General features: G+C 50.3%; 24 protein-coding genes and 3 tRNA genes. 3 read left to right on the top strand and 24 right to left on the bottom strand.

Annotated elements, in window-relative coordinates; all coding sequences use genetic code 11:
• Positions 1–156 precede the first annotated feature (156 nt).
• The 3 genes from guaB to DW922_RS05385 all read right to left on the bottom strand — a co-directional run bounded on the left by guaB (position 157) and on the right by DW922_RS05385 (position 4,019).
• Entirely contained in the window at positions 157–1,611 is a 1,455-nt protein-coding gene (gene guaB / locus DW922_RS05375; protein WP_118726036.1) for an IMP dehydrogenase, read from the bottom strand.
• Positions 1,612–2,067: 456 nt separating this feature from the next.
• The gene (gene groL, locus DW922_RS05380) at positions 2,068–3,690 is read right to left on the bottom strand and encodes a chaperonin GroEL (protein ID WP_118726037.1); all 1,623 of its coding nucleotides are present in this window, start codon (positions 3,688–3,690) and stop codon (positions 2,068–2,070) included.
• 44 nt (positions 3,691–3,734) lie between these two features.
• Positions 3,735–4,019, bottom strand: coding sequence for a co-chaperone GroES (locus DW922_RS05385; protein ID WP_118543715.1), 285 nt, complete (start codon positions 4,017–4,019; stop codon positions 3,735–3,737).
• A 214-nt stretch (positions 4,020–4,233) separates the two neighbouring features.
• Here DW922_RS05385 and DW922_RS17575 point away from each other — a divergent pair, with 214 nt between their 5' ends.
• Entirely contained in the window at positions 4,234–4,908 is a 675-nt protein-coding gene (locus DW922_RS17575; RefSeq protein WP_182436778.1) for a hypothetical protein, read from the top strand.
• A 101-nt stretch (positions 4,909–5,009) separates the two neighbouring features.
• Here the strand turns inward: DW922_RS17575 and DW922_RS05395 are convergent, their stop codons facing one another.
• A complete protein-coding gene (locus tag DW922_RS05395) occupies positions 5,010–6,422 on the bottom strand; it encodes a PLP-dependent aminotransferase family protein (protein ID WP_118726038.1) in 1,413 nt (470 codons plus the stop codon).
• Positions 6,423–6,442: 20 nt separating this feature from the next.
• On the bottom strand, positions 6,443–8,140 hold the full coding sequence (locus DW922_RS05400) for a glutamine--tRNA ligase/YqeY domain fusion protein (RefSeq protein ID WP_118726039.1): 1,698 nt from the start codon (positions 8,138–8,140) through the stop codon (positions 6,443–6,445).
• 174 nt (positions 8,141–8,314) lie between these two features.
• On the opposite strand from DW922_RS05400, the gene DW922_RS05405 reads away from it, so the two are divergent.
• Positions 8,315–8,387: transfer RNA gene (locus tag DW922_RS05405), tRNA-Thr, on the top strand.
• A gap of 50 nt (positions 8,388–8,437) precedes the next feature.
• Here the strand turns inward: DW922_RS05405 and DW922_RS05410 are convergent.
• Genes DW922_RS05410 through DW922_RS05420 form a run of 3 tightly spaced genes read right to left on the bottom strand, consistent with a single transcriptional unit; the run spans position 8,438 to position 11,182 of the window.
• The gene (locus DW922_RS05410) at positions 8,438–8,929 is read right to left on the bottom strand and encodes an adenylate/guanylate cyclase domain-containing protein (RefSeq protein ID WP_118726040.1); all 492 of its coding nucleotides are present in this window, start codon (positions 8,927–8,929) and stop codon (positions 8,438–8,440) included.
• A gap of 49 nt (positions 8,930–8,978) precedes the next feature.
• Entirely contained in the window at positions 8,979–10,445 is a 1,467-nt protein-coding gene (locus DW922_RS05415) for an HD domain-containing phosphohydrolase (RefSeq protein ID WP_118726041.1), read from the bottom strand.
• Between the two features lie 59 nt (positions 10,446–10,504).
• Entirely contained in the window at positions 10,505–11,182 is a 678-nt protein-coding gene (locus DW922_RS05420; RefSeq protein WP_118726042.1) for an MBL fold metallo-hydrolase, read from the bottom strand.
• A 114-nt stretch (positions 11,183–11,296) separates the two neighbouring features.
• On the opposite strand from DW922_RS05420, the gene DW922_RS05425 reads away from it, so the two are divergent.
• The gene (locus DW922_RS05425) at positions 11,297–12,265 is read left to right on the top strand and encodes a DUF4397 domain-containing protein (protein WP_195715010.1); all 969 of its coding nucleotides are present in this window, start codon (positions 11,297–11,299) and stop codon (positions 12,263–12,265) included.
• Between the two features lie 140 nt (positions 12,266–12,405).
• Here DW922_RS05425 and DW922_RS05430 read toward each other — a convergent pair whose 3' ends face one another.
• The 16 genes from DW922_RS05430 to DW922_RS05505 form a co-directional block, all read right to left on the bottom strand.
• A complete protein-coding gene (locus DW922_RS05430; protein WP_118726044.1) occupies positions 12,406–13,470 on the bottom strand; it encodes a PilT/PilU family type 4a pilus ATPase in 1,065 nt (354 codons plus the stop codon).
• 17 nt (positions 13,471–13,487) lie between these two features.
• A complete protein-coding gene (locus DW922_RS05435; RefSeq protein ID WP_177303307.1) occupies positions 13,488–13,913 on the bottom strand; it encodes a short-chain dehydrogenase in 426 nt (141 codons plus the stop codon).
• Positions 13,914–13,998: 85 nt separating this feature from the next.
• The gene (locus DW922_RS05440) at positions 13,999–14,400 is read right to left on the bottom strand and encodes a hypothetical protein (protein WP_118726045.1); all 402 of its coding nucleotides are present in this window, start codon (positions 14,398–14,400) and stop codon (positions 13,999–14,001) included.
• Positions 14,397–14,891 carry a DUF4860 domain-containing protein gene (locus DW922_RS05445; protein WP_118726046.1) on the bottom strand — a complete coding sequence of 165 codons (495 nt, stop codon included), beginning with the start codon at positions 14,889–14,891 and terminating at the stop codon, positions 14,397–14,399. The genes DW922_RS05440 and DW922_RS05445 overlap by 4 nt, the downstream gene beginning before the upstream one ends.
• A complete protein-coding gene (locus tag DW922_RS05450; protein WP_347560102.1) occupies positions 14,875–15,219 on the bottom strand; it encodes a hypothetical protein in 345 nt (114 codons plus the stop codon). Before DW922_RS05450 ends, DW922_RS05445 begins: the two co-directional genes overlap by 17 nt.
• A 19-nt stretch (positions 15,220–15,238) precedes the next feature.
• Positions 15,239–16,282 carry a type II secretion system F family protein gene (locus DW922_RS05455; RefSeq protein WP_118726047.1) on the bottom strand — a complete coding sequence of 348 codons (1,044 nt, stop codon included), beginning with the start codon at positions 16,280–16,282 and terminating at the stop codon, positions 15,239–15,241.
• A gap of 23 nt (positions 16,283–16,305) precedes the next feature.
• Positions 16,306–17,418, bottom strand: a complete 1,113-nt coding sequence (locus DW922_RS05460; protein WP_347560269.1) for a transglutaminase-like domain-containing protein — start codon at positions 17,416–17,418, stop codon at positions 16,306–16,308.
• Between the two features lie 100 nt (positions 17,419–17,518).
• Complete coding sequence (gene rlmB, locus DW922_RS05465) at positions 17,519–18,259, bottom strand: 23S rRNA (guanosine(2251)-2'-O)-methyltransferase RlmB (protein ID WP_118543731.1); 741 nt, start codon at positions 18,257–18,259, stop codon at positions 17,519–17,521.
• Entirely contained in the window at positions 18,256–18,696 is a 441-nt protein-coding gene (locus tag DW922_RS05470) for a ribonuclease III domain-containing protein (protein ID WP_118726048.1), read from the bottom strand. The genes rlmB and DW922_RS05470 overlap by 4 nt, the downstream gene beginning before the upstream one ends.
• Entirely contained in the window at positions 18,681–20,090 is a 1,410-nt protein-coding gene (gene cysS, locus DW922_RS05475) for a cysteine--tRNA ligase (RefSeq protein ID WP_118726049.1), read from the bottom strand. Before cysS ends, DW922_RS05470 begins: the two co-directional genes overlap by 16 nt.
• Positions 20,091–20,206: 116 nt before the next feature.
• Positions 20,207–20,782 (bottom strand): 2-C-methyl-D-erythritol 2,4-cyclodiphosphate synthase, encoded by a 576-nt coding sequence (gene ispF / locus DW922_RS05480; RefSeq protein ID WP_118726050.1) that lies wholly within the window; start codon positions 20,780–20,782, stop codon positions 20,207–20,209.
• An 82-nt stretch (positions 20,783–20,864) separates the two neighbouring features.
• Positions 20,865–21,788, bottom strand: coding sequence for a diacylglycerol kinase family protein (locus DW922_RS05485; protein WP_118726051.1), 924 nt, complete (start codon positions 21,786–21,788; stop codon positions 20,865–20,867).
• 199 nt (positions 21,789–21,987) lie between these two features.
• Positions 21,988–22,644: a phosphatase PAP2 family protein gene (locus DW922_RS05490; protein ID WP_118726052.1), complete on the bottom strand. Its 657-nt coding sequence runs from the start codon at positions 22,642–22,644 to the stop codon at positions 21,988–21,990.
• 59 nt (positions 22,645–22,703) lie between these two features.
• Entirely contained in the window at positions 22,704–22,895 is a 192-nt protein-coding gene (locus tag DW922_RS17800; protein WP_118726053.1) for a hypothetical protein, read from the bottom strand.
• A gap of 60 nt (positions 22,896–22,955) precedes the next feature.
• Positions 22,956–23,029, bottom strand: a tRNA-Met gene (locus tag DW922_RS05500).
• 14 nt (positions 23,030–23,043) lie between these two features.
• Positions 23,044–23,116 (bottom strand) — tRNA-Val (locus tag DW922_RS05505).
• Between the last annotated feature and the right edge of the window lie 111 nt (positions 23,117–23,227).

Consider the following 23,227-nt stretch of genomic DNA (forward strand, 5'->3'; position numbering starts at 1 on the left):
TCTGTCAATGCCACCGTTCGGACGGTTTTTTTGTTCTTTTTCAGTATAACATAAAAATACCGCCATGTAAAACACGGCGGTATCTTTTCAAACTTATTTTGTCTGTTTTATAACGTTTTTATTCGTTACTGCACACGCGCACGTATCCGGCAACGTTTATTCATCCACGCTGTAATTTGGAGCCTCTTTGGTGATGTGGATGTCATGCGGATGGCTCTCTTTTAAGGAAGCTGCAGAAATCTTCACGAAACGTCCGGTTTCCTGCAGGGTCGGGATATCTTTTGCTCCACAATAACCCATACCGGAACGAAGTCCGCCGAGCATTTGGAATACGGTATCCTCTACCATACCCTTGTATGCCACACGTCCCTCAACGCCTTCCGGAACCAGCTTCTTCGCATCGGACTGGAAGTAACGGTCTTTGCTTCCATTCTCCATCGCTGCGATAGAACCCATGCCACGGTAAACTTTGTATTTTCTTCCCTGATACAGTTCGAAGGTTCCCGGGCTCTCGTCGCATCCTGCGAACATGCTGCCCATCATGCAGACATTACCGCCGGCAGCGATTGCCTTGGTGATGTCTCCGGAGTACTTGATACCGCCATCGGCGATGATCGGAATACCGTACTCTTTTGCAACTGCGTAGCAATCCATAACTGCCGTGATCTGCGGAACACCGATACCAGCAACCACACGGGTGGTACAGATAGAACCAGGTCCGATACCAACCTTAACTGCGTCTACACCAGCCTCGATCAGAGCCTTGGTTGCCTCACCGGTTGCAACGTTTCCTGCAATAACCTGTAGATCCGGGTATGCTTCCTTGATCATTCTGACACAGCGCAGAACATTCTCGGAATGTCCGTGTGCGGAGTCCAGAACAACAACATCAACATGTGCTTTTACCAGAGCCTCTACACGCTCCAGCACGTTTGCGGTGATACCGACAGCCGCGCCACAGAGCAGACGGCCCTGTTCGTCTTTTGCGGACAGCGGATATTTGATCTGTTTTTCAATATCCTTGATGGTGATGAGTCCTTTTAAGTTGAAATCATCATCAACGATCGGCAGCTTCTCTACTCTTGCCTTTGCAAGGATACGCTTTGCCTCAGTAAGGGTAATGCCCTCTTTTGCGGTAACTAAATGTTCGGAGGTCATGCACTCTTTGATTTTCTTAGTGAAATCCTCCTCGAACTTTAAGTCACGGTTGGTGATGATACCAACCAGCTTGCGACCCTCTGTGATCGGGACACCAGAGATGCGGAACTTTGCCATAAGCTCGTCAGCATCTTTTAAGGTATGCTCCGGGGAGAGGAAAAACGGATCAGTGATGACACCATTCTCCGAACGTTTCACCTTGTCTACTTCCTCTGCCTGCGCTTCAATTGACATATTCTTGTGAATGATACCAATACCGCCCTGACGCGCCATGGCAATTGCCATACGATGCTCTGTAACGGTATCCATGCCCGCACTCATAAGCGGAATGTTCAGTTTAATCTTCTTGGTCAGATAAGTGGTTAAATCTACCTGATTCGGAATAACCTGGGAATAAGCCGGCACCAGGAGCACATCGTCAAACGTAATGCCCTCACCAATAATTGTACCCATTATTCGTTCCTCTCTTTCTTTTGTTTTTTGGTTCATAATATTTCAATGTGTAGCGCCGTTATTTTATTAGCACAGCTAATATTTCGGCTCCATTGAATCTATTGAACTTATTAATTGCATATTGTAGCAAATTTCTGTCCGCTTGTCAAATACTTCTGAAAGGAATTTGTCCGTGAAGAATTTTATTGAAAAAAGAAGAGGCGGAACTGCTCCGAAAGGGGCAATTCCGCCTGTGAGGTTGTGGGGATTATATTGTTGCTTGTTGAAAGGTCCACTCGCGAACCCGCGCTGACGCGCTCTACCGTCTGCTTGCGCAGACAGTTCGCTCGTTAGTAGTCTAGACTCGTGAACCCCGCGCTGACGCGCTCTATGTCTGCTATCGCAGACGGTTCACTCGTTAAGGCGCTGGGAAAACAAATGTCTGCTTCGCAGCCGCTTGTTTTCCCTGGTCGCGTCTTACATCATTCCACCCATGCCGCCGCCGGCTGGCATTGCCGGAGTTTCTTCTTTGATGTTTGCTACTACAGACTCGGTGGTCAGAAGGGTAGATGCTACGCTGGTTGCGTTCTGCAGTGCGCTTCTGGTAACCTTAGCCGGATCCAGGATGCCAGCCTTGATCATATCAACATACTCTTCCTTGTATGCATCGAAGCCATAGCCTACCGGAGACTCTTTTACCTTATTGATAATAACAGAGCCTTCCAGACCTGCGTTTGCAGAAATGTGGAACAGCGGAGCCTCCAGAGCTTTCAGGATAATCTTACCACCGGTCTTCTCATCGCCCTCAAGGCTGTCTACTACAGACTTGATCTCCTGGGTTACATGAACATATGCAGAGCCACCGCCTGCGATGATACCCTCTTCTACTGCTGCTCTTGCTGCAGACAGTGCATCTTCCATACGAAGCTTTGCTTCTTTCATCTCGGTCTCGGTTGCAGCGCCGACACGGATGACTGCTACGCCGCCTGCCAGTTTTGCGAGACGCTCCTGCAGTTTCTCTTTATCGAACTCAGAAGTGGTCTCACCGATCTGTGCACGGATCTGTGCAACTCTTGCTGCGATCTCGTCTTTGTTGCCGCAGCCGTCAACGATGATGGTGTTTTCTTTCTGGACTTTCACAGATTTCGCACGGCCAAGCTGCTCCATGGTGGTATCTTTCAGTTCAAGACCAAGCTCCTCGGAGATAACGGTACCGCCGGTCAGGATAGCCAGATCCTTTAACATCTCTTTTCTTCTGTCGCCGTAGCCCGGTGCTTTCACACCAACAACAGTGAAGGTACCTCTTAATTTGTTGACGATCAGGGTGGTCAGTGCCTCGCCCTCGATGTCCTCTGCAACGATCAGCAGTTTGGAACCAGACTGTACGATCTGCTCCAGAACCGGAAGGATCTCCTGGATGTTGGAAATCTTCTTATCGGTAATGAGGATGTACGGATCATCCAGATTTGCTTCCATTTTATCCATATCGGTGCACATATAAGCGGAAACATAACCACGGTCGAACTGCATACCTTCTACCAGGTCAAGCTCAGTCTTCATGGTCTTGGACTCCTCGATGGTGATCACGCCGTCTTTGGAAACTTTCTCCATAGCGTCTGCAACCATCTCGCCGACCTCATCGTCTGCTGCAGAAATAGATGCAACACGTGCGATGCTGTCTCTGCCGGAGATCGGCTGGCTCATCTTTGCGATTGCCTCAACTGCAGCCTCGGTTGCTTTCTTCATGCCCTTTCTTAATACGATCGGGTTAGCGCCTGCTGCCAGGTTCTTCATACCTTCGTTGATCATAGCCTGTGCCAGAACAGTTGCGGTGGTGGTACCATCACCAGCTACATCGTTGGTCTTGGTTGCTACTTCTTTTACCAGCTGTGCGCCCATGTTCTCAAACGGATCTTCCAGCTCGATCTCTTTTGCGATGGTCACTCCATCGTTGGTGATGAGCGGAGCACCGAAAGACTTATCCAGGACAACGTTTCTTCCTTTCGGTCCAAGGGTTACACGAACGGTATCTGCTAACTGATTAACACCTGTCTCCAGGGCTTTTCTTGCTTCTACGCCATATTTAATCTGTTTTGCCATGACTAAATTCCTCCAGTTTCTATCAATAAATAATGTTTAATCTCTTATTCAATAACTGCCAGAATATCATTCTGTTTTACAACAACGTACTTCTCGTCCTCAACCTCTACTTCGGTTCCGGAGTACTTGGAGTAGATAACCTTATCACCCGGTTTTACCTGCATGGTGATCTCTTTGCCGTCAACCACACCGCCAGGACCTACTGCGATAACCTCTGCCTGCTGTGGTTTTTCTTTTGCCTGGCCCGGAAGTACGATACCAGATTTGGTAGTCTCCTCTGCCACAAGCTGTTTTAATACAACCCGATCAAATAACGGTACTAATTTCATGGATAACTCCTCCTTACATCGAATCTTTTTTTCTTTCACGGGGCCTTAAAAACTCCCCTCTCTGATGTACATTACCATTTATAGCACGAGTTGTTAGCACTGTCAAGTATTGAGTGCTAATTTTATTATTTTTTTATAAGTTGACCCTTTTCTTTTTCACATCTTCGTATTAAAATAAACGCAAGACAGATATTCAGGAAAGGGGTAGTGTATTATGGCAAAAAAATTTGGGAAGCTTATGGTCCTGGCAACGATTGCAGGAGCTGCTGCTGCCGGCATTTCTTATCTCACGAAATACCGGTCATTCAATAAGGAACTGGACGAGGATTTTCACGATTTCGAGGATGAGGACGACACCGAGGTTCCGGACAGCACCATGAGCCGCAACTACGTTTCTCTTCACGCCGACAAGGATGAATTTCTCGTAGCTGCAGGTGACATGATGAATGCCGCTAAGGACGCCGCAAGTGCAGCCAAAAACATGGTAAAGGATGCTGCTGCGATCGTGGCAGACAATACCCGCGAGGCTGTCAGCGTAGCTCGCGACGGTGCACAGAAGGCAGGCAGTGCCGCTGAGGATGCTGCCGAAAAAGCAGAAACTGTTGTAGAAGATGTCGTAGAAAAAACGGAAAGTGCGGTAGAAGACGCTGTCATTAAAACCGAGGATGCTGTTGAGAACATCACAGAAACCGTAGAAGACGCCATGGCTGAAACCGCAGAAAAACTGGAGGATGCTGCAGACAAGGCAGAGGACATCACCCCAGAAGATACTCCGGTCACGGACACTTCCGCAGAGGATGTGGCTGAGGAAGAAAAACAGGTAAATAACGGACAGGCATCTGCTAAAGAGCCAGCCGCAACCACAGTCAGCGACGATACCGAAGCATAACAGGTATAAAAAACGGATCCGCATTCCTTTTCGGGGGATGCGCGATCCGTTTTTTTCCGGTCTGTCTCTTTTCATTTCTTCCAGCCCGCTTGTTCCAGGCTTTACTTACATGCCCCTTTCTTCCAGCATCGGGTCAAAATTCCTACGCCCTCCCGGATCGCATCTTCATTCAGGCTGGCATAGCCCAGCACAACCGTGGCTGACCGGTGGTTATGCTCCGGATGGATAAAATAACTGCTCAGTCCATAAACCTTAACCCCGGCTTCTGCCGCCAGGCTGATCAGTTCCTGCTCGGACCGATTATATTTCGAAGTCAGCAGAATATGGATCCCGGCATGTTCCCCGCGGATTTCAAACTGCTCTTTCAACGGCTCGATCAGTTCGATCAAAAGATCGTGTTTTGTCTTGTATATCGCTCGCATACGGTTCAGATGCCGCTCAAAATATCCCTGTGACAAAAACTGGTACAAAATATTCTGGTCAATGCGCGATACCGTAGACGCATAGAATGATGTCTGGCTGCGATAACGCACAAGGAGCGGCTTCGGCAGCACCAGATAGCTGACACGAATTGCCGGGGCAATGCACTTGGAAAACGTTCCAAGATAAATCACCTTTCCGCTGCGGTCCATACCCTGAAGCGCCGGAATCGGCTTTCCACGGTAGCGGAATTCACTATCGTAATCATCTTCTATGATATAACGCCCCGCTTCTTCCACTGCCCACTTCAAAAGCTCCTGGCGCCGCCCGACCGGCATCACAACTCCGGTAGGGAACTGATGGGACGGCATCACATAAGCGACATTGGCACCGCTCTCTGACAGAATCGATGGATCCATACCATTGGCATCCATCTCCACCGGGCAGACCTCATAACCCAGGCTGTGAAACACCCGGTACGCCTGCTTGTAAGTCGGGTTCTCCATGGCGATCACATGCTTCCCCTCTAAAATCTGGGATAACAGCATCAGCAGGTACTCACTTCCCGCACCCACAATGATCTGCTCTGTGCTGCAGTTGACCCCACGGGCAGAATGCAGGTAGCTGCGGATTGCCTCGCGAAGCCCCGGCTCCCCCTGGTGGTCTCCAGAGTGAAACATCTCTTTGTTGTCATCAACCAGCGTATTGCGGCTCAGCTTGCGCCACACATGATAAGGGAAGCTGTCCAAATCAATTCCCCGCGGGGAAAAATCCACACGCCACCCTGCATCTGGCTCTGCCGCAGTCTGCATCTCCTCCGTGCCGGACGGCCCGGTCTCCACCAATTCCTCCAGATGACTGACAAAATAGCCGCGGCACGGCCGGGCTTCCATATACCCCTCGGCCAGCAGCTGGTCATAGGCCATCTGCGTTGTGCTGCGGCTAACTTTCAAATGCTCTGCCAGTACCCGCGTAGAAGGAAGACGGTCGCCTGCCTTTAAGGCACCGCTTCGGATCTCTGCGCAGATATGGGAGTAAATCTGTTCATACAGTGGTTTTTTCGACCGGGAATCAAGCGGAATCAAAAGTTCCATAGTCTTATCCCCTAATCTGATTACTTCTGGATCTTGAAAGAGCTCTTTAAGGAAACGATACGGTTAAATACCGGCTCGCCCGGTTTGCTGTCCTTGCAGTCTGCGCAGAAGAAACCATTGCGCACGAACTGGAAGCTGTCGTAAGCCTTTGCCTCTGCAAGAGCCGGTTCCACATAACAGTTTTTTAAGATGGTAAGGGAATTCGGATTTAAGTTCAGGCTTCCATCCTCATTTAACTTGCCCTTCTCTTCATCGACAATGTTCTCGTACAGGCGTACCTCAACCTGCTTTGCAGTTTCGGCTGCAACCCAGTGGATGGTGCCCTTTACCTTGCGCTCGCAGAAGCCAGAACCGCTCTTGGTAGCCGGATCGTAAGTAGCGTGAACCACGGTAACATTGCCGTTTTCATCTTTCTCAAAGCCGGTACAGGTTACAAAGTACGCACTCATGAGACGAACCTCGTTGCCTGGGAACAGACGGAAGTATTTTCGCGGCGGCTCCTCCATGAAATCCTCACGCTCAATGTAAAGCTCTCTGCCAAACGGAACCATACGGGAACCAAGCTCCGGATTCTCCAGGTTGTTCGGAACCTCCAGCATCTCAGTCTGTCCCTCCGGATAGTTGTCGATCACCAGCTTCACCGGATCGAGGATTGCCATCATACGGGATTTTTTCAGTTTTAAGTCCTCGCGGATGCAGTACTCCAACATTGCGTAATCAACAGAGCTGTTTGCCTTGGAAACACCAACCAGGTCTACGAACTTGCGGATAGACTCCGGAGTGTAGCCACGTCTGCGCAGGGCAGCGATGGAAACCAGACGCGGGTCATCCCAGCCGTCTACGATGCCATCTTCCACCAGTTTCTTAATATAGCGCTTACCGGTAATGACATTGGTCAGATACAGCTTTGCAAACTCAATCTGGCGCGGCGGGTTCTCGAACTCACACTCACGTACCACCCAGTCATACAGTGGACGGTGGTCCTCAAACTCCAGGGTACAGATGGAATGGGTGACATGCTCGATCGCATCCTCGATCGGATGTGCAAAGTCATACATCGGGTAAATGCACCATGCATCCCCAGTGTTATGGTGAGTCATACGTGCCACACGGTAGATAACCGGATCTCTCATGTTGATGTTCGGAGATGCCATATCGATCTTCGCACGCAGAACCTTTTCACCGTCCTGGTACTTGCCCTCTTTCATCTCCTCAAAGAGCTTTAAGTTCTCTTCGATGCTGCGGTTGCGGTACGGGCTCTCCTTACCAGGGGTAGTAAAGTCACCGCGGTACTCACGGATCTGGTCTGCAGTCAGGTCGCAGACGAATGCTTTTCCCTTCTTAATTAAAAGAACGGCACACTCATACATCTGCTGGAAATAGTTGGATGCAAAGAACAGTCTGTCCTCGAAATCGGCACCCAGCCACTGTACATCAGCCTTGATGGATTCCACGAACTCGGTTTTCTCCTTGGTCGGGTTGGTGTCGTCGAATCGTAAGTTAAACTTGCCGTGATACTTCTGGGCAAGACCATAGTTTAATAAAATAGACTTTGCATGTCCGATATGCAGGTAGCCGTTCGGCTCCGGCGGGAAACGGGTCTGGACATGATCATAAACACCATCAGCCAGATCTTTGTCGATCTCCTGCTCGATAAAGTTCTTGGAAACAACATCTTTCTCTTCCGCTGTCTCTAAAACTTCTTTTTCTTTTTCCATCGTGAAGTCCTCCATACTGTTTGCGGACGTCTTGCTTTATGCCGCATGATAATAACTTATCATAACACATTTCCATGAAATGGGAAAGGGGGTAAATGGGTTCCAAATTTTTTTCATTTTTTTCAAAAATACTGTTGACAATCCGTAAATCCCATGCTATATTATACGAGGTTCGCTGCTGTGGCTCAGTCGGTAGAGCGTCGCATTGGTAGTGCGGAGGTCACGGGTCCGATTCCCGTCAGCAGCTCTTTCATAAAAGCAGAAATCCTTACATCTTAAGGATTTCTGCTTTTTCTTTTAATCTGATTCCAGGATCTCATCCATCGTCAGGATTTCCATATCTGATTTTCCCTTCAGCTTAATACTGCTTCCCAGAGATGTTACACGGATACGCCCTTCCAGACAGTCTGCTACCTCGCGGGATATGAAAATCGTACGGGCCGGGGCATTTGCCTCCAGACGTGCCGAGGTATTGACCGTATCACCGATGGCAGTATAATCCATGCGCTGCGGAGAACCGATATTTCCAACCACCGCATCTCCTACATGAACCCCGATGCCAAAGGATACGGTTCGCCCATATTTTTCCATCAGGACTTTAGAAAGCTCATCGGAACCCTGGCGCATATCTTCTGCTGCCCGGACAGCCTTCATCACGTAGTCCTCCTGCGGAAGCGGAGCTCCCCAGAATGCCATGGCTGCATCGCCGATGAATTTGTCCAGTGTTCCTCCGTTTCGCATAATACAGTCCGCGATCAGAGTCAGATACTGATTTAAGATCTCTACCACCTCGACAGCTGTAACATCAAATTACATTTTTTCTTTTTAAATAACGCTATCACTCTTTTTCCCAACAGCGGCTTTCCCTAAACAGCCGGGTCAGCTCCGGATCCAGCTTTCCTTCTTTGTCTGCCATAATATCCAGGATTCCAAGTGCCTTTTCCACGGGCATGCCCGGCTTGTACGGCCGGTCATCTGCCACCAGCGCATCAAATATATCCAGGATCGTGATGATGCGCACCTCCATCGGGATCTGCTCTGCCATCAGATGCTCCGGATAACCGCTTCCGTTTAAAAGCTCGTGATGACCAACCGCCCATTCCCTTACATGGGACAGCTCTTTGGAGAAACGGATCTCAGAAAGCAGCTTGTCGGTGATGACCACATGACTTTCCATGACAGCACGTTCTTTCTCCGACAAAGTTCCCTTGCGGATCATAAGCATCTGAAATTCTTCCTCCTCAAGCCACGGCTTTTCACTGCCATCCTCTTCCGTATAGGTTTTCTCACGGATTCGGCAGATCTCCTCCCGCAGATCGTCCGGGCAAAATCCGGCTGTATTGGCACGAAGAATGGTGTCCCCGGCCTGTTTTAATTCTTCCAGCCGCTTTTCCAGGGCTTCCCCGGAAATAGCTCCTTTTAAGCATGCAATCTGTGCCAGCAGGCGCATCTTCTCAAAGCGGTGCAAGATTTCGGACTTCTGCTCCGGCAGCAGTCTCGCCTCTTTATTCATGACCTCCAGCGGGATTACCAGCTTTCCGATATCGTGCAGCCAGACACTCATAAGAAGCTCGTGCCTGTGTTCCGCGTCAAACCATGGTTCCCTGCCCTCTGCTTTCGCCGTTTCATTGAGATAATCAATAAAATGACGTCCGTATTCCACCATATGGCGTGTATGACTTGCATTGTAAGGGGTTCTTTCGTCAACCGCGGAGGACATGACGCGTACGAAAGACTCGAACAGTTCCTTGATATTCTCAATATAAAGAACATTCTGAATGGTAATGGCTGCCTGAGAAGCTACGGATTCCACCGCCGGAATGATATCTGCCGGAAAAGCGCAGATATTCCCCGCTGCATCCATAGCGTTGATGAGCTGGATCACACCAAGGCGCTCTCCCTGCCGGTTATGCATGGGAACTACCAGCATGGACTGGGGGTGATATCCGGTCATGGCATCATAACGGACCGGACCGGAGAAATCGTACTCCGTTGAAGTCTGCACATTTTCAATGCAGACAGTCCTGTTTTCCAGATAACACATGGCACAGACATTTTCCCTGCTCATCCTGATCGGAGGAAGATTTGGTTCCTTTCCATCTCCTCCCTCACAGGTGTGCATGGTATTGTTGCACATGATTTTGAATCGCAGCAGATCCCCGTCTGCCAGATAAAGAGTTCCGGCATCGGCGTGAGTCAGTTCCATGATCCGGTTTAAGATCATCTCCAGCAGCCGGTTATAATCCTTTTCCGAAGAAATGGCTGTGCCGATCTCAAGAATGCTTTGCATTTCCTTTTGCGTCATAAGTAGCTCCTCCAGATTTTCAGTTCAGGCTATTCTCCAAACCGTATTTCTGTTGGCAGTCATCCTTGCCCATGTACTTTGAGAGCCATACCCTCCCGCGCAAACAGACAGGCCGGATCCTGCGCCAGTGATATTTTCTCCTGCTCTCGCAGAAACGTATCCTGATAGCTCCGTTCATAATGCATGAAAAGCGCCTGCTGCGCTCCGCTTGCCTGCCGCAGCTTCCGGCACCGTTCGATGGAACCATGTCCCCATCCCTGCCTGAGCAAAAGCTCCGCCTCCGTATAACAGGCATCACAGATCAGCAGGCCACAGGCTCCGGCAAACTCTTTCAGTTTCTGAAACATCGCATCGGTCAGCTCGCAGTCAAGCCCGTACACGACGCTGGCTGGCTCAGACCCTTGCGTTGCCTCCTCCAGCCGGTATAAAATGCTTCCGCCCGGATGTACGCCGCTAAGTGTTTGCACCCGGATCTGATCCTCCAGCAAAAACACATCTCCCGCCTGAATTTCATGAAACCGGATAAGGGCCGGAAGCTGATCTAACGGAAGCGGCCAGTAAGGCGGTCCAAACATCTGGCACAGGCATTCCTTCAGACTTTTCTCTCCCGGACGCTCCCCATAAATATGGACTTCCATCTGCGGATCAAAAAGAAAGGAACTACCGTACAGTCCCATCAGATGATCCATATGGAAATGACTGAGCAGAAGATCCAGACGTCTGCGCTTTCCATCCATATTATTTCATTATAATCCATGATCTGTCCCAATGGAAGCCCGAAAACTTTATATTTTCCGGCACCGTGCGGCCTGTCATTTCATACAGTACAGTAAAAAGCAATGAGGCGCAATATGGCTGAAAATGATACACATTACAATGGAACATCTGATATCAGTGACAACGATGCAGCGGCTCCGCTCCCGGAGCTGGAAGAAGAAAAGGCAGTCTATCCGGACGATGCAGCAAACATCCCTGTGGCTCCGCTGCCGGACCCCGGCGAGGGCGGACCGGTCTATCCGGGAAACAGCACAAGCGGAGCCATCGGCGGAAACTGGGACTGGGGCAATAACATCAACAACCACTGGGGACATCATGGAAACAGCTGGGGCAACAGCTTCCTGCCTCTTACTCCCACGAACCCCGCAATTTCCCCGCGTTATTACGGACAGGTGCGGTTCTTAAATGCCTCCACCAACAGCTTTGCCGTCAACATCAGCATTGATGGCACTGCGTATGCCATCAATTCCCGCTTTGGCACCATCTCGAACTATGACTGGATCTCGGATGGTTTCCATACGGTTACCGTCCACCGTGCCTCCGGCATGCGTTCCGTGCTTCTTCGGCAGAACTTTCCGTTTACCGCCAGCAAAAAGGTAACTATGGTTCTGGTAGATTCTGCCTCCGGCGGTCTGGAAATGGTTCAGATTTCCGACACCGGCTGTAATACCCGCGCCTATAATACCGGCTGCTACCGCTTTGCCAACATGACCTACAGCGGCTCCCGGTATGATCTGCTGCTTTACGGCGGTGAAACCATATTCCGGAACGTGGCCTTCCAGACCGTCACCCCATATAAGCAGGCTATGGCCGGTACCTACCAGTTCTACGTAACAAGCTCAGGCAATTACTCCTTCCTGCGCGAGATTCCGATCATAGTCATTGGCTTTGGCGGCTCCGGCACCATTGCCGGAAACAATCAGGCAGAGGCACTGCTCTCCGCGCAGATTGAAATTACCGCCGGCCAGAATTATACCTCTTATCTGATCGGGAACACCTGGTCCGATATCGGTCTGCGGCTGCTGACCGTAGAGGATTCCTGATTTTTTTCACAAAAGAATGTGCCTTGGCACATTCTCACGGAGTGTTTTTATATGATAGGACGTAATTTCCTATCATATGAAAAAGGCGCTCTGGCAGCAAATTCCACTGCCAGAACGCCTTTTTCGCATTCTGTCTTCTATTACAGCCTTGCCAGCTTCTTTTCCATCAGCTCACCGTTGCTGCTGTAAATAACAGCATTTTCCCTGCTGATCTTTCCATCCTTAAACAGCTTTATGAGGCTGTTGTCCATGGTGATCATGCCTTCCTCCTGGGAGGTAGCGATGATATTGTCGATCTGGTGGATCTTGGACTCACGGATCAGGTTTCGGATCGCATTGTTAAAGAACATAACCTCAAAGGCAGGGACCACACCGCCCTCCACCTTCGGGATCAGCTGCTGGGAAACCACGGCCTGCATGACCATGGAGAGCTGTGCCCGCACCTGTTCCTGCTGTGCCGGCGGGAAACTGTCAATGATTCGGTCTATGGTGTTGGCCGCGCCGACTGTGTGCAGGGTAGAAATGACCAGATGACCGGTCTCTGCCGCAGTCAGTGCTGTCTTGATCGTTTCTTCATCGCGCATCTCACCAACCAGAATAACATCCGGTGCCTGACGGAGCGCTGCGCGAAGACCCGTCACGTAGCTTTCGGTATCCAGGCCGATCTCTCGCTGGGTAACAACACTCTGATTATGCCGGTGCAGGTACTCGATCGGATCCTCCAGCGTGATCACATGCACGTTGCGTGTCTTATTGATCTGGTCAATGATACAGGCCAGCGTAGTACTCTTACCGCTTCCCGCAGGTCCCGTTACCAGAACAAAGCCCTTCGTCATACGGGAAATATCGATCACCACCTGAGGGATGTTCAGATTTCGAAAATCCGGCAGGTCAAATGTGATCACACGGATGATTGCAGCCAGAGAACCTCTCTGACGGAATACATTGACACGGAAACGAGAAACGCCCGGAAGTGCCATTGCAAAGTCATCGTCACCGCATTCCACGACATGATCCATGCTGCGGTTATTTGCCAGTGCGTAAATTTCCCGCACCATCTCTTCAATTTCTTTCGGAAAAATCTTTTCGTCACTCTGATACATGATCTTTCCGCCTACCTTCCAGGAAAGCGGCATGCCTGGGATCAGGAATATATCTGCCGCACCCTGTTCTACTGCATTGCGCAGTACATCTTCTGTAAACAAAGGCACTCCCTCCTGCTTTAATTGCCACTCCATACCGGAATGGACTGATCGATCTCATAGTCTTCCTGGTGATATACCTTCCAGGAAAGCACCTGATACGTTTTCTGTTCCCAGTCCAGCGCCAGTTCTACCCGGAGCGCCTGACCTGCATTCATGGCCACATCGGTACAATAGGTGCCGGAAGCACTCTGCAGATATGGCATAAGACTGTCTTTGTCGCCCTTTAAGAGCGCCTGGTCTGCCAGCTGTAAAAATGCCTCTCCCGCCGCATCCGCGCGGTAGTATTCCTGCACAGAATCTGCGCTTCTGCGTGAAAGTGCGTCCTCCCGCTTTGCGTTGCCAAGGGACAATACACTGAATGTCACCAGGCAAAGCACAATAAAGATCAGGATCAGACTGGAACTTCCGATATTCGCTTTTCTTCTGATTTCCTGTTTTGCCATCTGTCTCATCCTCCGGATGTTTCCTATGATCCTCCACCTGCTGTCCGTCCCGGTTCCTTGTTTTTCCCATTTGCCGTCCGCCTGGCTATGGTCTCACATATTTCGCTGCTTCCAGCACAAACAGTTCTTCGCCGCGTTCTCCGGCTTCCCAGATCACAATCTGAAGATTTCGCATGCCGGTATCCTGCACGGACTCTGTCAGGACACCCGTATAGACCGCCGCAGCAGGGTCTTGTGTCTCTTCCCAGTCTGCATTCCAGTAGCGGTCCTGCTTCCCATCCATGCGCTCATCTGAAAGCTTCCAGAGCTCTGCCTCCGACTGTGCCGCGCTGACAGCATGGTCACGCTCCCAGGCCAGACGGCTCATCCGGTCTGATTTTGCAAATGCAAGAATGCAGGTAGATGCGCAGAGCATAAAGAAAAATACGACTACCATCATTTCCATCAGGAAAATGCCGGAGCCGGAACCACCTCGTTTATTCGTCACTCCGTCACCGCCCTTCCGCTGCGCAAAGATAACGTCAGACTGCCTCCGCCTGTTCCCATGGTTTTTACATGAAGCAACGCGCCATCCTGCTCTAATTCCAGACCGTCGCATTCCAGAATTTCCAGACCGTCTGCAAGCCCGAGTCCACTGTCTTCATAGGTAAATAACTCGCGGATGCTGCCCTCAAGATAGTAGATCCAGGTGACGTAGTCCCCGCCTTCGATGCTTTCCCGGATTTCCAGAACCTGCTGTCCGTCAATCGTTTTTACATCTACACAACCTTCCGTATCGCCCTGTCGTACCTTGTTCGCCACGTACTGGAGCGCGACACTTCCGGTATAAGTCTGGTCCATACGCCTGCTGATATTTTCATACACCTTGCTTCCTGCAAGTACCGTAAACAGGGCACACATGATGAAGACAAGAAACAGGAGCATGGTAAAGAGGACACTCATGGTCTGTCCGTCGTTGCGGTTATGGCTGCCAGTCATTGTCTTCACCTCCTTCTACAGGGATCACGGTGATGTCTGGCATGATATTGGAAGCGAAACCGCTGTAGAACACGTTGTAGCGTTCCCGGTCGATCTGGATTCCATAGTTTTCCTCCAGATACTCGACACTTGGCGGATAGCGCCCTTCAATCGCATAGCACTGGACCGATGCCTGACGGATCGCCTTGATAAGTGTATCGGAGCCTTCCGATTTTGCCTTTCCCAGAAAAGAGAATACGCCATTCATAAACAGCGCCATGATCACGCCAAATACTGCGGCCGACACGATACAGCCAGCAACAAAGCGTTTGTCCCATTTCTTTTTCATGTTCATCCCTCCGTCAGTCTCAGCCTACCCCAGCCAGGATTCCTGCCAGCGGAAGCATAACAGAAAGAAGGATCAGCCCGACTGCCACTGCCAAGACTGCCACCAGAGTAGGTTCCAGTCTTGCCACCATAGCATCAATGGAAGCATCTGCCTGCTGTTCATAGTCATCTGAAATTTCCTGCAGCACTTCGTCCATCTTACCGCTTCGCACACCTACTTTGATAAGCTGGATATGAAAGCTGCTGAACAGTCCGGATTCCTTCATGGCCTCATAATAGCCCTCACCCAGCTGCAGCTTTTCGCTGCAGACATCGATTTTTTCTGCCACCTTGCCATTGTCTACCAGCTCTCTTGCCAGCTCCATACCTTTATCCAGTTCCATACCGCTGCGAATGGTCAGTGCAAGCACTGCGGTGAAACGGCGGCCTGCAGCTGCCAGCGCTGTCTTGCTGTTTCGTTTCAGCCTCTCCATAAGCTTGTGAGCAATCATCAGTTCTTTTCCTGCGCCAGCCGCGATCGCCGCGATCAGGACTGCCACTGCCAGAAGTACAAACACCACCAGAGCTGCACCGCTTAAAATACCGCCAAGCCTGGAGGCCGCCTGGGAAAGCGGAGACATCTGTACACCAAGCTGTGCGTATACCTGCTCAAAAACCGGCATTACGCGGGTGAACAGGACAAACAGTACAATCAGAAGCATGCCGACCATCATCACCGGATAGGTAATAGCATTGCGGATATTTTTCATCATGTAATATTCTTTTTCATAATAATCTGCCAGGGACTCCATCATCTGGTCCAGGGTACCACTCTGCTGTCCCAGCTTTGCCATGCGCACCACGTAGGGCGGAAATGCGCCGGTACGTTCCAGGGATTCAAAGAACGGATCCCCCAGCTCCACATCCTCACCCATTGTGTGAAGAAGCTTCTTTTCCTCTTCCGTCGGGGCATCCTCTGCCATCAGATAGAGCCCCTCATCTAACGGAACCGCGGCCTTCAGCAGAATGGATATCTGAAGACAGAATGCCGACAGTTCCCGTCCGGAATAAACTTTCGCTGCCATCGTTCACTCCCCCTCTGTGTATCTTAATAGGTATATTTCGCCTGATAATTGGATCCGTTTCCAATGTACTGCCTGATAGACTCACTCTGTCCTCCTGAGGAAGCAAAGGTCGGGTCCATCAGAGACCAGTTGTGTCCGTCAAAGTAAATGAAGTTGTCGACCCAGCCGATATTATCGATGTAAACATTGACCCATGCGTGATACAGCCCGCCGCTGTAGCCGATAACCAGTTTCGTCGGGATATCCTGAGAACGCAGCATTGCTGTCATCAGAGCTGCATAGTCAAAGCATATGCCTGTTTTCTGCGCCAGTACCTGGTCCACATTCGGAAGATAACCGCTCTGTACCGAAGCGGCCTTAGCAGTGTCGTAGGTAATGTTGTTGATCACATAATTGTATACATTGGTGACCACGCCGATCGCATCTGCCGCAGAAGCCGCCAGCTCCGCGCCCTTATTGACTGCCGCGCTTCCGTTCCAGAAGTTTACATACTGGTTCGGGGTCAGGAATGGGGCAAACTCATCGCTCAAGCTAACCGATACGTTCTGGCTCATAACCTGTGCGTACTGGTTGCCACTGACATTCTCGAAAATCTTGATGCTGTAGGTTCCGCTTCCCTCGGTAAACGGGAACACCTCGTAGGCATCACGCGCGTTTAAGTCGTACGTATAAGTGGTTGACTTTGCAATCTGGATCTTGATGCGGCTCTGTCCGCCGGTATACTTGATCATGACATAGCCCTTGGATGTATTGGATGCATCGATGGTGGCACGACCATTTCCATAGGTCACACTGCCGCTTGCCACCGGGGTACGCACATCGCTGCCTGCCGGTTTCTGGTAGAGCGGAACAGCTTCGTCCTCGATGACAGCCAGAGTCTCTGCTGCACCAGCGTCTGCCATCCCCAGAGATTCCTGAGAATCTTCTGCAGTCTCCGTCACTGCTGCAGTTGCTTCACCTGCCTCTGCGGTTTCGGTCTTCTGTTCGTTTTCCACAGACTCTTTCCCATTTTCCGCAGATGCTGCGACGTTCGCAGAAGCCGCCGTTTCTGCCGGAACGCTGCTGCCCGCGCACCCGTACAGCATAACTGCCGTCATCACAGCTGCTGCACTGACACAGATATTTCTTTTTTTCATACGTTAACACCTCTTTTGCGAAAACGCCCCTGGATTCCAGGAGTACCTTGCTGCTAAACAATTTCATACATCTGGTAACTGCCTAGCAAATCTGCTCTTCTTAGTTCAGCCGCTGTCTCACGATCTCGTAAGCCAGAACTCCGGCTGCCACGGATGCATTCAGGGAGTCGATGTCGCCCTTCATAGGAATCGAAGCGATCATATCACATTTTTCACGGATGAGCTTGCCGACTCCGTTTCCTTCGTTTCCGATCACCAGACCGATCGGTCCTTTTAAATTCAGACGGTACATGACTTCACCGCCCATATCCGCGCAGACAAACCATAAGCCACGTTTTTTCAGGTCTTCGATCGTCTGCGCCAGGTTGGTAACCTTTGCCACCGGCGTGTAGTTTAATGCACCAGCGGAGGTTTTTGCTACCGTTGCAGTAAGACCTGCCGCGCGGTGCTTCGGAATGATGACACCATGTGCACCTGCCAGGTTTGCGGTACGGATGATCGCGCCGAGGTTGTGCGGATCCTCAATTCCATCGAGCAGGAAGATGAACGGCGGCTCACCCTTTTCTTCTGCTGCCTTTAAGATGTCCTCTACCTCTGCATACTCGTAAGCCGCAGCGTAGGCGATGACACCCTGGTGCTTTCCAGTCTCGGACATCTGGTCCAGGCGCTCTCTCGGCACGAAATTGATGATGGTATCGCCCTTTCTTGCCTCTCTTACGATGGTCTGGACCGGTCCGTCCTTACAGCCATCCTGCACGAACAGCTTATCGATCGTTTTGCCGGAGCGGAATGCCTCTAACACGGCATTGCGTCCTTCAATGGTTAATTCTTCGTATCTCATGAAAGTTCTCCAATCTTTTCCAGTCCGTCCTGGATCAGTTCCAGGAGACGGTCGTGACGTGCCTGCAGGTACAGATAGCCGACAAGTGCCTCAAAGCCGGTTGCCATGCGGTAATCGATCATGGTGGCGTGCTTGGCCGTGGTGGCTGACTTGGCATTGCGCCCGCGCTTATATACTGCCAGTTCTTCCTCCGTCAGGTCCTCCTGAATGGCTTTGATGATATTCGCCTGTGTCTCGGCTTTTACCAGGCTCGCACTCTTTTTATGCATCTTGTTGACCTGCATGCTGCCGTGGTTGATGACCTTCGTGCGGATGAGCAGCTCGTAAACGGCATCTCCGATGTAGGCCAGCACCAGCGGCGAGTAGGTCCGCGGATCCACCGCTTCCAGCTTTAAAGCTTTCGCGATAGCCTCCTCGATCTTTATGCTCTCTTCCATTTTACACCCTCTCTGGTATCTTCCAGGATAATGCCCATATCCAGAAGCTGCTGGCGGATCTCATCGGCACGGGCAAAGTTTTTCTCTTTTCTTGCCTGCTGTCTTGCCGCGATCAGCTCCTCGATTTCGCTGTCCAGAACCTCTGCCTTGCGCTCGGTAATGATACCAAGAACATCGCTCAGTTTGCTGATGGTTTCCTTAAGCAGATCTACATAGGCTTTGCTGCTTTCTTCGTTTGCGGTGCTGTTTGCCAGCTTCACCAGCTCGAAGATTGCAGAAACCGCATCTGCGGTGTTGAAATCGTCGTCCATAGCTGCCTCGAATTTCGCGATCAGCTCATCTACAGTCTTCTGGTTCTCCTGCTCTGCCTCAGTCAGTGCATCGCCGGATACCTTGCCCTGCAGCTCTTTTAACTTCTCAACGGAGGTAATGATACGCTCCAGTCCGTTCTTGGAAGCCTCCATGAGCTCCGCACTGAAGTTGATCGGGCTGCGGTAGTGGGCGCTCAGCATAAAGAAGCGCAGAACCTGAAGGTCATACTTTTCGCCGATCTCGCGAACGGTAAAGAAATTTCCAAGAGACTTGGACATCTTCTTGTTATCGATGTTCAAGAAGCCATTGTGCATCCAGTAATTTGCAAAGGTCTTGTCGTTTGCTGCCTCAGACTGCGCAATCTCGTTCTCGTGGTGCGGGAAGATTAAGTCCTCGCCGCCTGCATGGATATCGATCTGCTCGCCCAGATACTTTTTGGACATCACAGAGCACTCAATGTGCCAGCCCGGACGGCCCTGGCACCACGGAGACTCCCAGTATGGCTCCCCGTCTTTTTTCGGTTTCCAGAGCACGAAGTCTGACGGATCCTCTTTATTTTCTTCACCGGTTACCTTCAGCTCACGGAAGCCGGACTGCATCTCATCTAAGTTCTTGTGGGAAAGCTTGCCATAGCCCTTAAAGGATTTGGTGCGGAAATATACGGTACCGTCTGCTGCCACATAAGCATGTCCCTTGTCGATCAGGGTCTGGATCATCTCCAGCATACCTGCGATCTCCTGGGTTGCCTGCGGGTGGGTGGTTGCCGGTTTTACATTCATGTCCGCCATGTCTTTCTTGCACTCTGCGATATAGCGTTTAGAGATGGTTTCCGCATCGACGCCTTCCTCAATGGCTTTTTTGATGATCTTGTCATCTACATCCGTGAAGTTGGAAACGTAGTTGACATCGTAGCCCTTATACTCGAAATAACGGCGCACAGTATCGAAAATGATCATCGGACGTGCGTTTCCGATATGGATAAAGTTGTATACAGTCGGGCCGCACACATACATTTTTACCTTTCCCGGCTCCAATGGCACAAACTCTTCTTTTCTTCTGCTCAGAGTATTAAAAATTTTCATAATCGTTTTCTCCTTGTCTTCTCCTACTATTTTGGCTGTTTCTTTCCTGTGCGGTCTCTGCCGCTGCTCACTTGCAGATGGCCTGCAGCAGGATTGCTGATGCTGTGCTTTTAGAATTATTCTTCTGCACTCTTACTGCCGCAACACCCCGGACAGCCGCCGCAGCCGCCGCTGTAAGCGTCGTCGCGGTATACCATGCGGTTATCTGCCGCAAAATCACGCATATGGGAAAGCAGGGTGATTGCCTGAGAGGAGATCCCCTCGCCGCTTCCGGTAAAGCCAAGCCCCTCTTCGGTCGTTGCCTTTACGCTCACCTGATTTACTTCCAGATGCAGCGCCTCTGCAATGTTTTTTGCCATCTGCGGACGGTAAGCTGCAAGCTTTGGCCGCTGCGCAATGATGGTTGCATCGATGTTTTCGATGATATACCCCTCTTTTTCCAACAGTGCACCTATCTCTTTTAACAGGGCAATGCTGGAGATTCCCTTATATTTCGGATCGGTATCCGGAAAATGCTGGCCAATATCTCCCAGTGCGGCAGCTCCCAAAAGAGCGTCCATGACTGCATGAACCAGCACATCCGCGTCGGAATGTCCGAGAAGACCTTTTTCATAAGGAACCGTAACGCCTCCCAGGATCAGATCCCGACCCTCTACCAGCTTGTGGACGTCGTATCCTTGTCCAATTCGCATTGTTGTCTCTCCTTTATTTCTATTTCGTTTTTGTTTTGGTAACTGCGTGTTTGTTTTTCACAGTCCTGTTGCTCCATTTTCTTTACAGGATCATGCGCAGCTTCTGCTTTACGCAGCGCACCCTGAGTTCTTCCTGGCAATAACAGTTTTCCCCATCCGCATGGACCGGAAGCGGGCAGTCTACATGAATGACTGCCTCCCTGCAACGGTAGAAATGGACCCCGCGCCGCCTGCCAAGATGGCCACGGTATGCATCTAAAAGGACCGGGAGCAGGCGGAGCTTCGAGGCTGTATGTGCCACGCAAAGCTCCAGCTCCCCATCGTCACAGACCGCCTTGGGAGCGAAGAAAAAGCCACCGCCCTCACTGCCATGATTATGCACAGATACAAAATAAATATGGTTAAATTCCACCCGGCGGACTCCGTCTAAGATCAGGTACCCTCTGGCGGCTTTTGCAGTCAGAAGCTGTCTGAGTCCTTCCAGAATATAACGTCCCCTTCCGGCAAGCTGTTTCAGCCCGCCTTTTCCGGAGCGGTCTAACAGGCGGTGACAGACGGCAGCATCGAAGCCGATTCCGCTGCTGACCATAAAACGCCGGTAAACAGGTTCTTCCTCCTCATAGGAGAGGATTCCGTAATCCACCCGGCAGATTTCTACCGGGCTCAAGATCCGCTTTAGGCACTTATGCGGATTCCGCGAAAGATTAAGGCCGCGGGCCAGATCATTGCCGGACCCGGTCGGGATATACCCAAAGGTCAGAAGATCCGTGATCGCAAGGCCATTCAAAACCTCGTTCACAGTACCGTCCCCGCCCACCGCAACAATGGTAGCCGGCTCCTGCATATCTGCAGACAGCTCTGACGCCATGCGTCTGGCATCCCCGGGCTCTTTCGTCAGATATGCCTCATAGCAGATTCCTGATTTCTGGATCTTAACTTCCAGTTTTTTCCATATCTTCTCTCCCCGTCCGCCGTGCGCGTTCGGATTTACAATAAAATAGTACATGGGCACCTCCCGCATTTGTAACTGCAAAGCAGTTACCCACACATTATTACCTATAAGTATATCATAAAACCACAAAATCTCCTAAGAAATTTTGTATAAAAATAAAATCAATTCTGACAATCCAAAAAAAGGATTCCAAAAACTACAGATAAATCAAAAAAAGCCAGGCCCGTGGGACCTGACTTTCCATTCTGTATGATTATCCTGTTACTTTCTGTCTTGCTGTTCTGCGGCTCTCTACATAAACATTTCCATATACAAACAGATACATCACGTAGGCCAGCACCATTGCACCGGTTACATCTACCACGGAATGCTGCTTTAAAAATACCGTGGACAGGCAGATTGCTACCATAATGATGAAGGAGCACCGGCGCACCCATTTACAGTTTTTCAAGCGTTCGCTGTTCATGACGCTGATGTGGACGCCCAGGGAATTGTATACATGAATACTCGGGAATACATTGGCCGGGGTATCGCTGTCGTGGATCTTCTGCACCAGATAGCAGAAAATACTTTTATCTGGATCTACCTCAACGCGCAGATCGGTACCATTCGGATAAATGGTGCAGATCAGCATGCTGATGGTCATGCCGATAAACAAAAAAGCACACAGCCGGTAATAATCCGGTTTACTGGTAAGGAAGAAATACAGCACCGCACCGGATACATAAAAAAACCAGATGATGTAGGGAATGATAAAGTACTCGCAAAATGGAATCATGTCATCCAACGCCACATGCATGATCTTATAATTGTCTGTGACCACACTCTCCAGCCAGAAAAAATACGGAAGGTAGAGAAGGATGTACCCACAGACCCAGATGTGTCCATATTTTTTTAACAGATTTTTCACTTGACTTTCCTTTCAGATAATGTTTCGTTTGACTTTTTCGGATTATAACACACCCATTTTCAGGATACAAGGGATTTTAGAAAAATTTTAATATCATAAATAATCAGCGTAGGTGCCACTGGCGCCTCCCCGGTATGCCAAGCCGCAAAAAGAATGTGCCTTGGCACATTCTCGCGCCGAGGCGCGGTTGCTTTGGCAACCATCCACCTTTGCGCCGAGTGCGCATCCCAGCGGAGCGCTTTTTGTTTCATAGGACGCAATTTCCTATGAAACAAAAAAAAAGTTCTGGAAAACCAGAACTTCTAAATTCATAGCGGAAGGGAGATTTGAACTCTCGACACCACGGGTATGAACCGTGTGCTCTAGCCAACTGAGCTATTCCGCCATATTCGGTTACTATGGGGCCTATAGGGCTCGAACCTATGACCCTCTGCTTGTAAGGCAGATGCTCTCCCAGCTGAGCTAAGACCCCATATGACTGTCGCAGGATGTCTCACTTGCGACTGCTCCGATAGTTTACCGTGTTTTCCAAGATATGTCAAGCATTATTTTTCATTTTTTTAAATTTTTTTAAATTTTATGC

Origin of the sequence: Clostridium sp. AM42-4, from assembly GCF_003480105.1 — a bacterium.
Taxonomy (GTDB): Bacteria; Bacillota; Clostridia; order Lachnospirales; family Lachnospiraceae; genus Brotaphodocola.

Bases quoted from the DNA above. Each gene is read 5' to 3' on its own strand.
- guaB (WP_118726036.1), bottom strand. From the start codon at position 1,611: ATGGGTACAATTATTGGTGAGGGCATTACGTTTGACGATGTGCTCCTG.
- groL (WP_118726037.1), bottom strand. From the start codon at position 3,690: ATGGCAAAACAGATTAAATATGGCGTAGAAGCAAGAAAAGCCCTGGAG.
- DW922_RS05385 (WP_118543715.1), bottom strand. From the start codon at position 4,019: ATGAAATTAGTACCGTTATTTGATCGGGTTGTATTAAAACAGCTTGTG.
- DW922_RS17575 (WP_182436778.1), top strand. From the start codon at position 4,234: ATGGCAAAAAAATTTGGGAAGCTTATGGTCCTGGCAACGATTGCAGGA.
- DW922_RS05395 (WP_118726038.1), bottom strand. From the start codon at position 6,422: ATGGAACTTTTGATTCCGCTTGATTCCCGGTCGAAAAAACCACTGTAT.
- DW922_RS05400 (WP_118726039.1), bottom strand. From the start codon at position 8,140: ATGGAAAAAGAAAAAGAAGTTTTAGAGACAGCGGAAGAGAAAGATGTT.
- DW922_RS05415 (WP_118726041.1), bottom strand. From the start codon at position 10,445: ATGACGCAAAAGGAAATGCAAAGCATTCTTGAGATCGGCACAGCCATT.
- DW922_RS05420 (WP_118726042.1), bottom strand. From the start codon at position 11,182: ATGGATGGAAAGCGCAGACGTCTGGATCTTCTGCTCAGTCATTTCCAT.
- DW922_RS05425 (WP_195715010.1), top strand. From the start codon at position 11,297: ATGGCTGAAAATGATACACATTACAATGGAACATCTGATATCAGTGAC.
- DW922_RS05435 (WP_177303307.1), bottom strand. From the start codon at position 13,913: ATGGCAAAACAGGAAATCAGAAGAAAAGCGAATATCGGAAGTTCCAGT.
- DW922_RS05445 (WP_118726046.1), bottom strand. From the start codon at position 14,891: ATGACTGGCAGCCATAACCGCAACGACGGACAGACCATGAGTGTCCTC.
- DW922_RS05450 (WP_347560102.1), bottom strand. From the start codon at position 15,219: ATGAAAAAGAAATGGGACAAACGCTTTGTTGCTGGCTGTATCGTGTCG.
- DW922_RS05455 (WP_118726047.1), bottom strand. From the start codon at position 16,282: ATGGCAGCGAAAGTTTATTCCGGACGGGAACTGTCGGCATTCTGTCTT.
- DW922_RS05460 (WP_347560269.1), bottom strand. From the start codon at position 17,418: ATGAAAAAAAGAAATATCTGTGTCAGTGCAGCAGCTGTGATGACGGCA.
- rlmB (WP_118543731.1), bottom strand. From the start codon at position 18,259: ATGAGATACGAAGAATTAACCATTGAAGGACGCAATGCCGTGTTAGAG.
- DW922_RS05470 (WP_118726048.1), bottom strand. From the start codon at position 18,696: ATGGAAGAGAGCATAAAGATCGAGGAGGCTATCGCGAAAGCTTTAAAG.
- cysS (WP_118726049.1), bottom strand. From the start codon at position 20,090: ATGAAAATTTTTAATACTCTGAGCAGAAGAAAAGAAGAGTTTGTGCCA.
- ispF (WP_118726050.1), bottom strand. From the start codon at position 20,782: ATGCGAATTGGACAAGGATACGACGTCCACAAGCTGGTAGAGGGTCGG.
- DW922_RS05485 (WP_118726051.1), bottom strand. From the start codon at position 21,788: ATGTACTATTTTATTGTAAATCCGAACGCGCACGGCGGACGGGGAGAG.
- DW922_RS17800 (WP_118726053.1), bottom strand. From the start codon at position 22,895: ATGAAACAAAAAGCGCTCCGCTGGGATGCGCACTCGGCGCAAAGGTGG.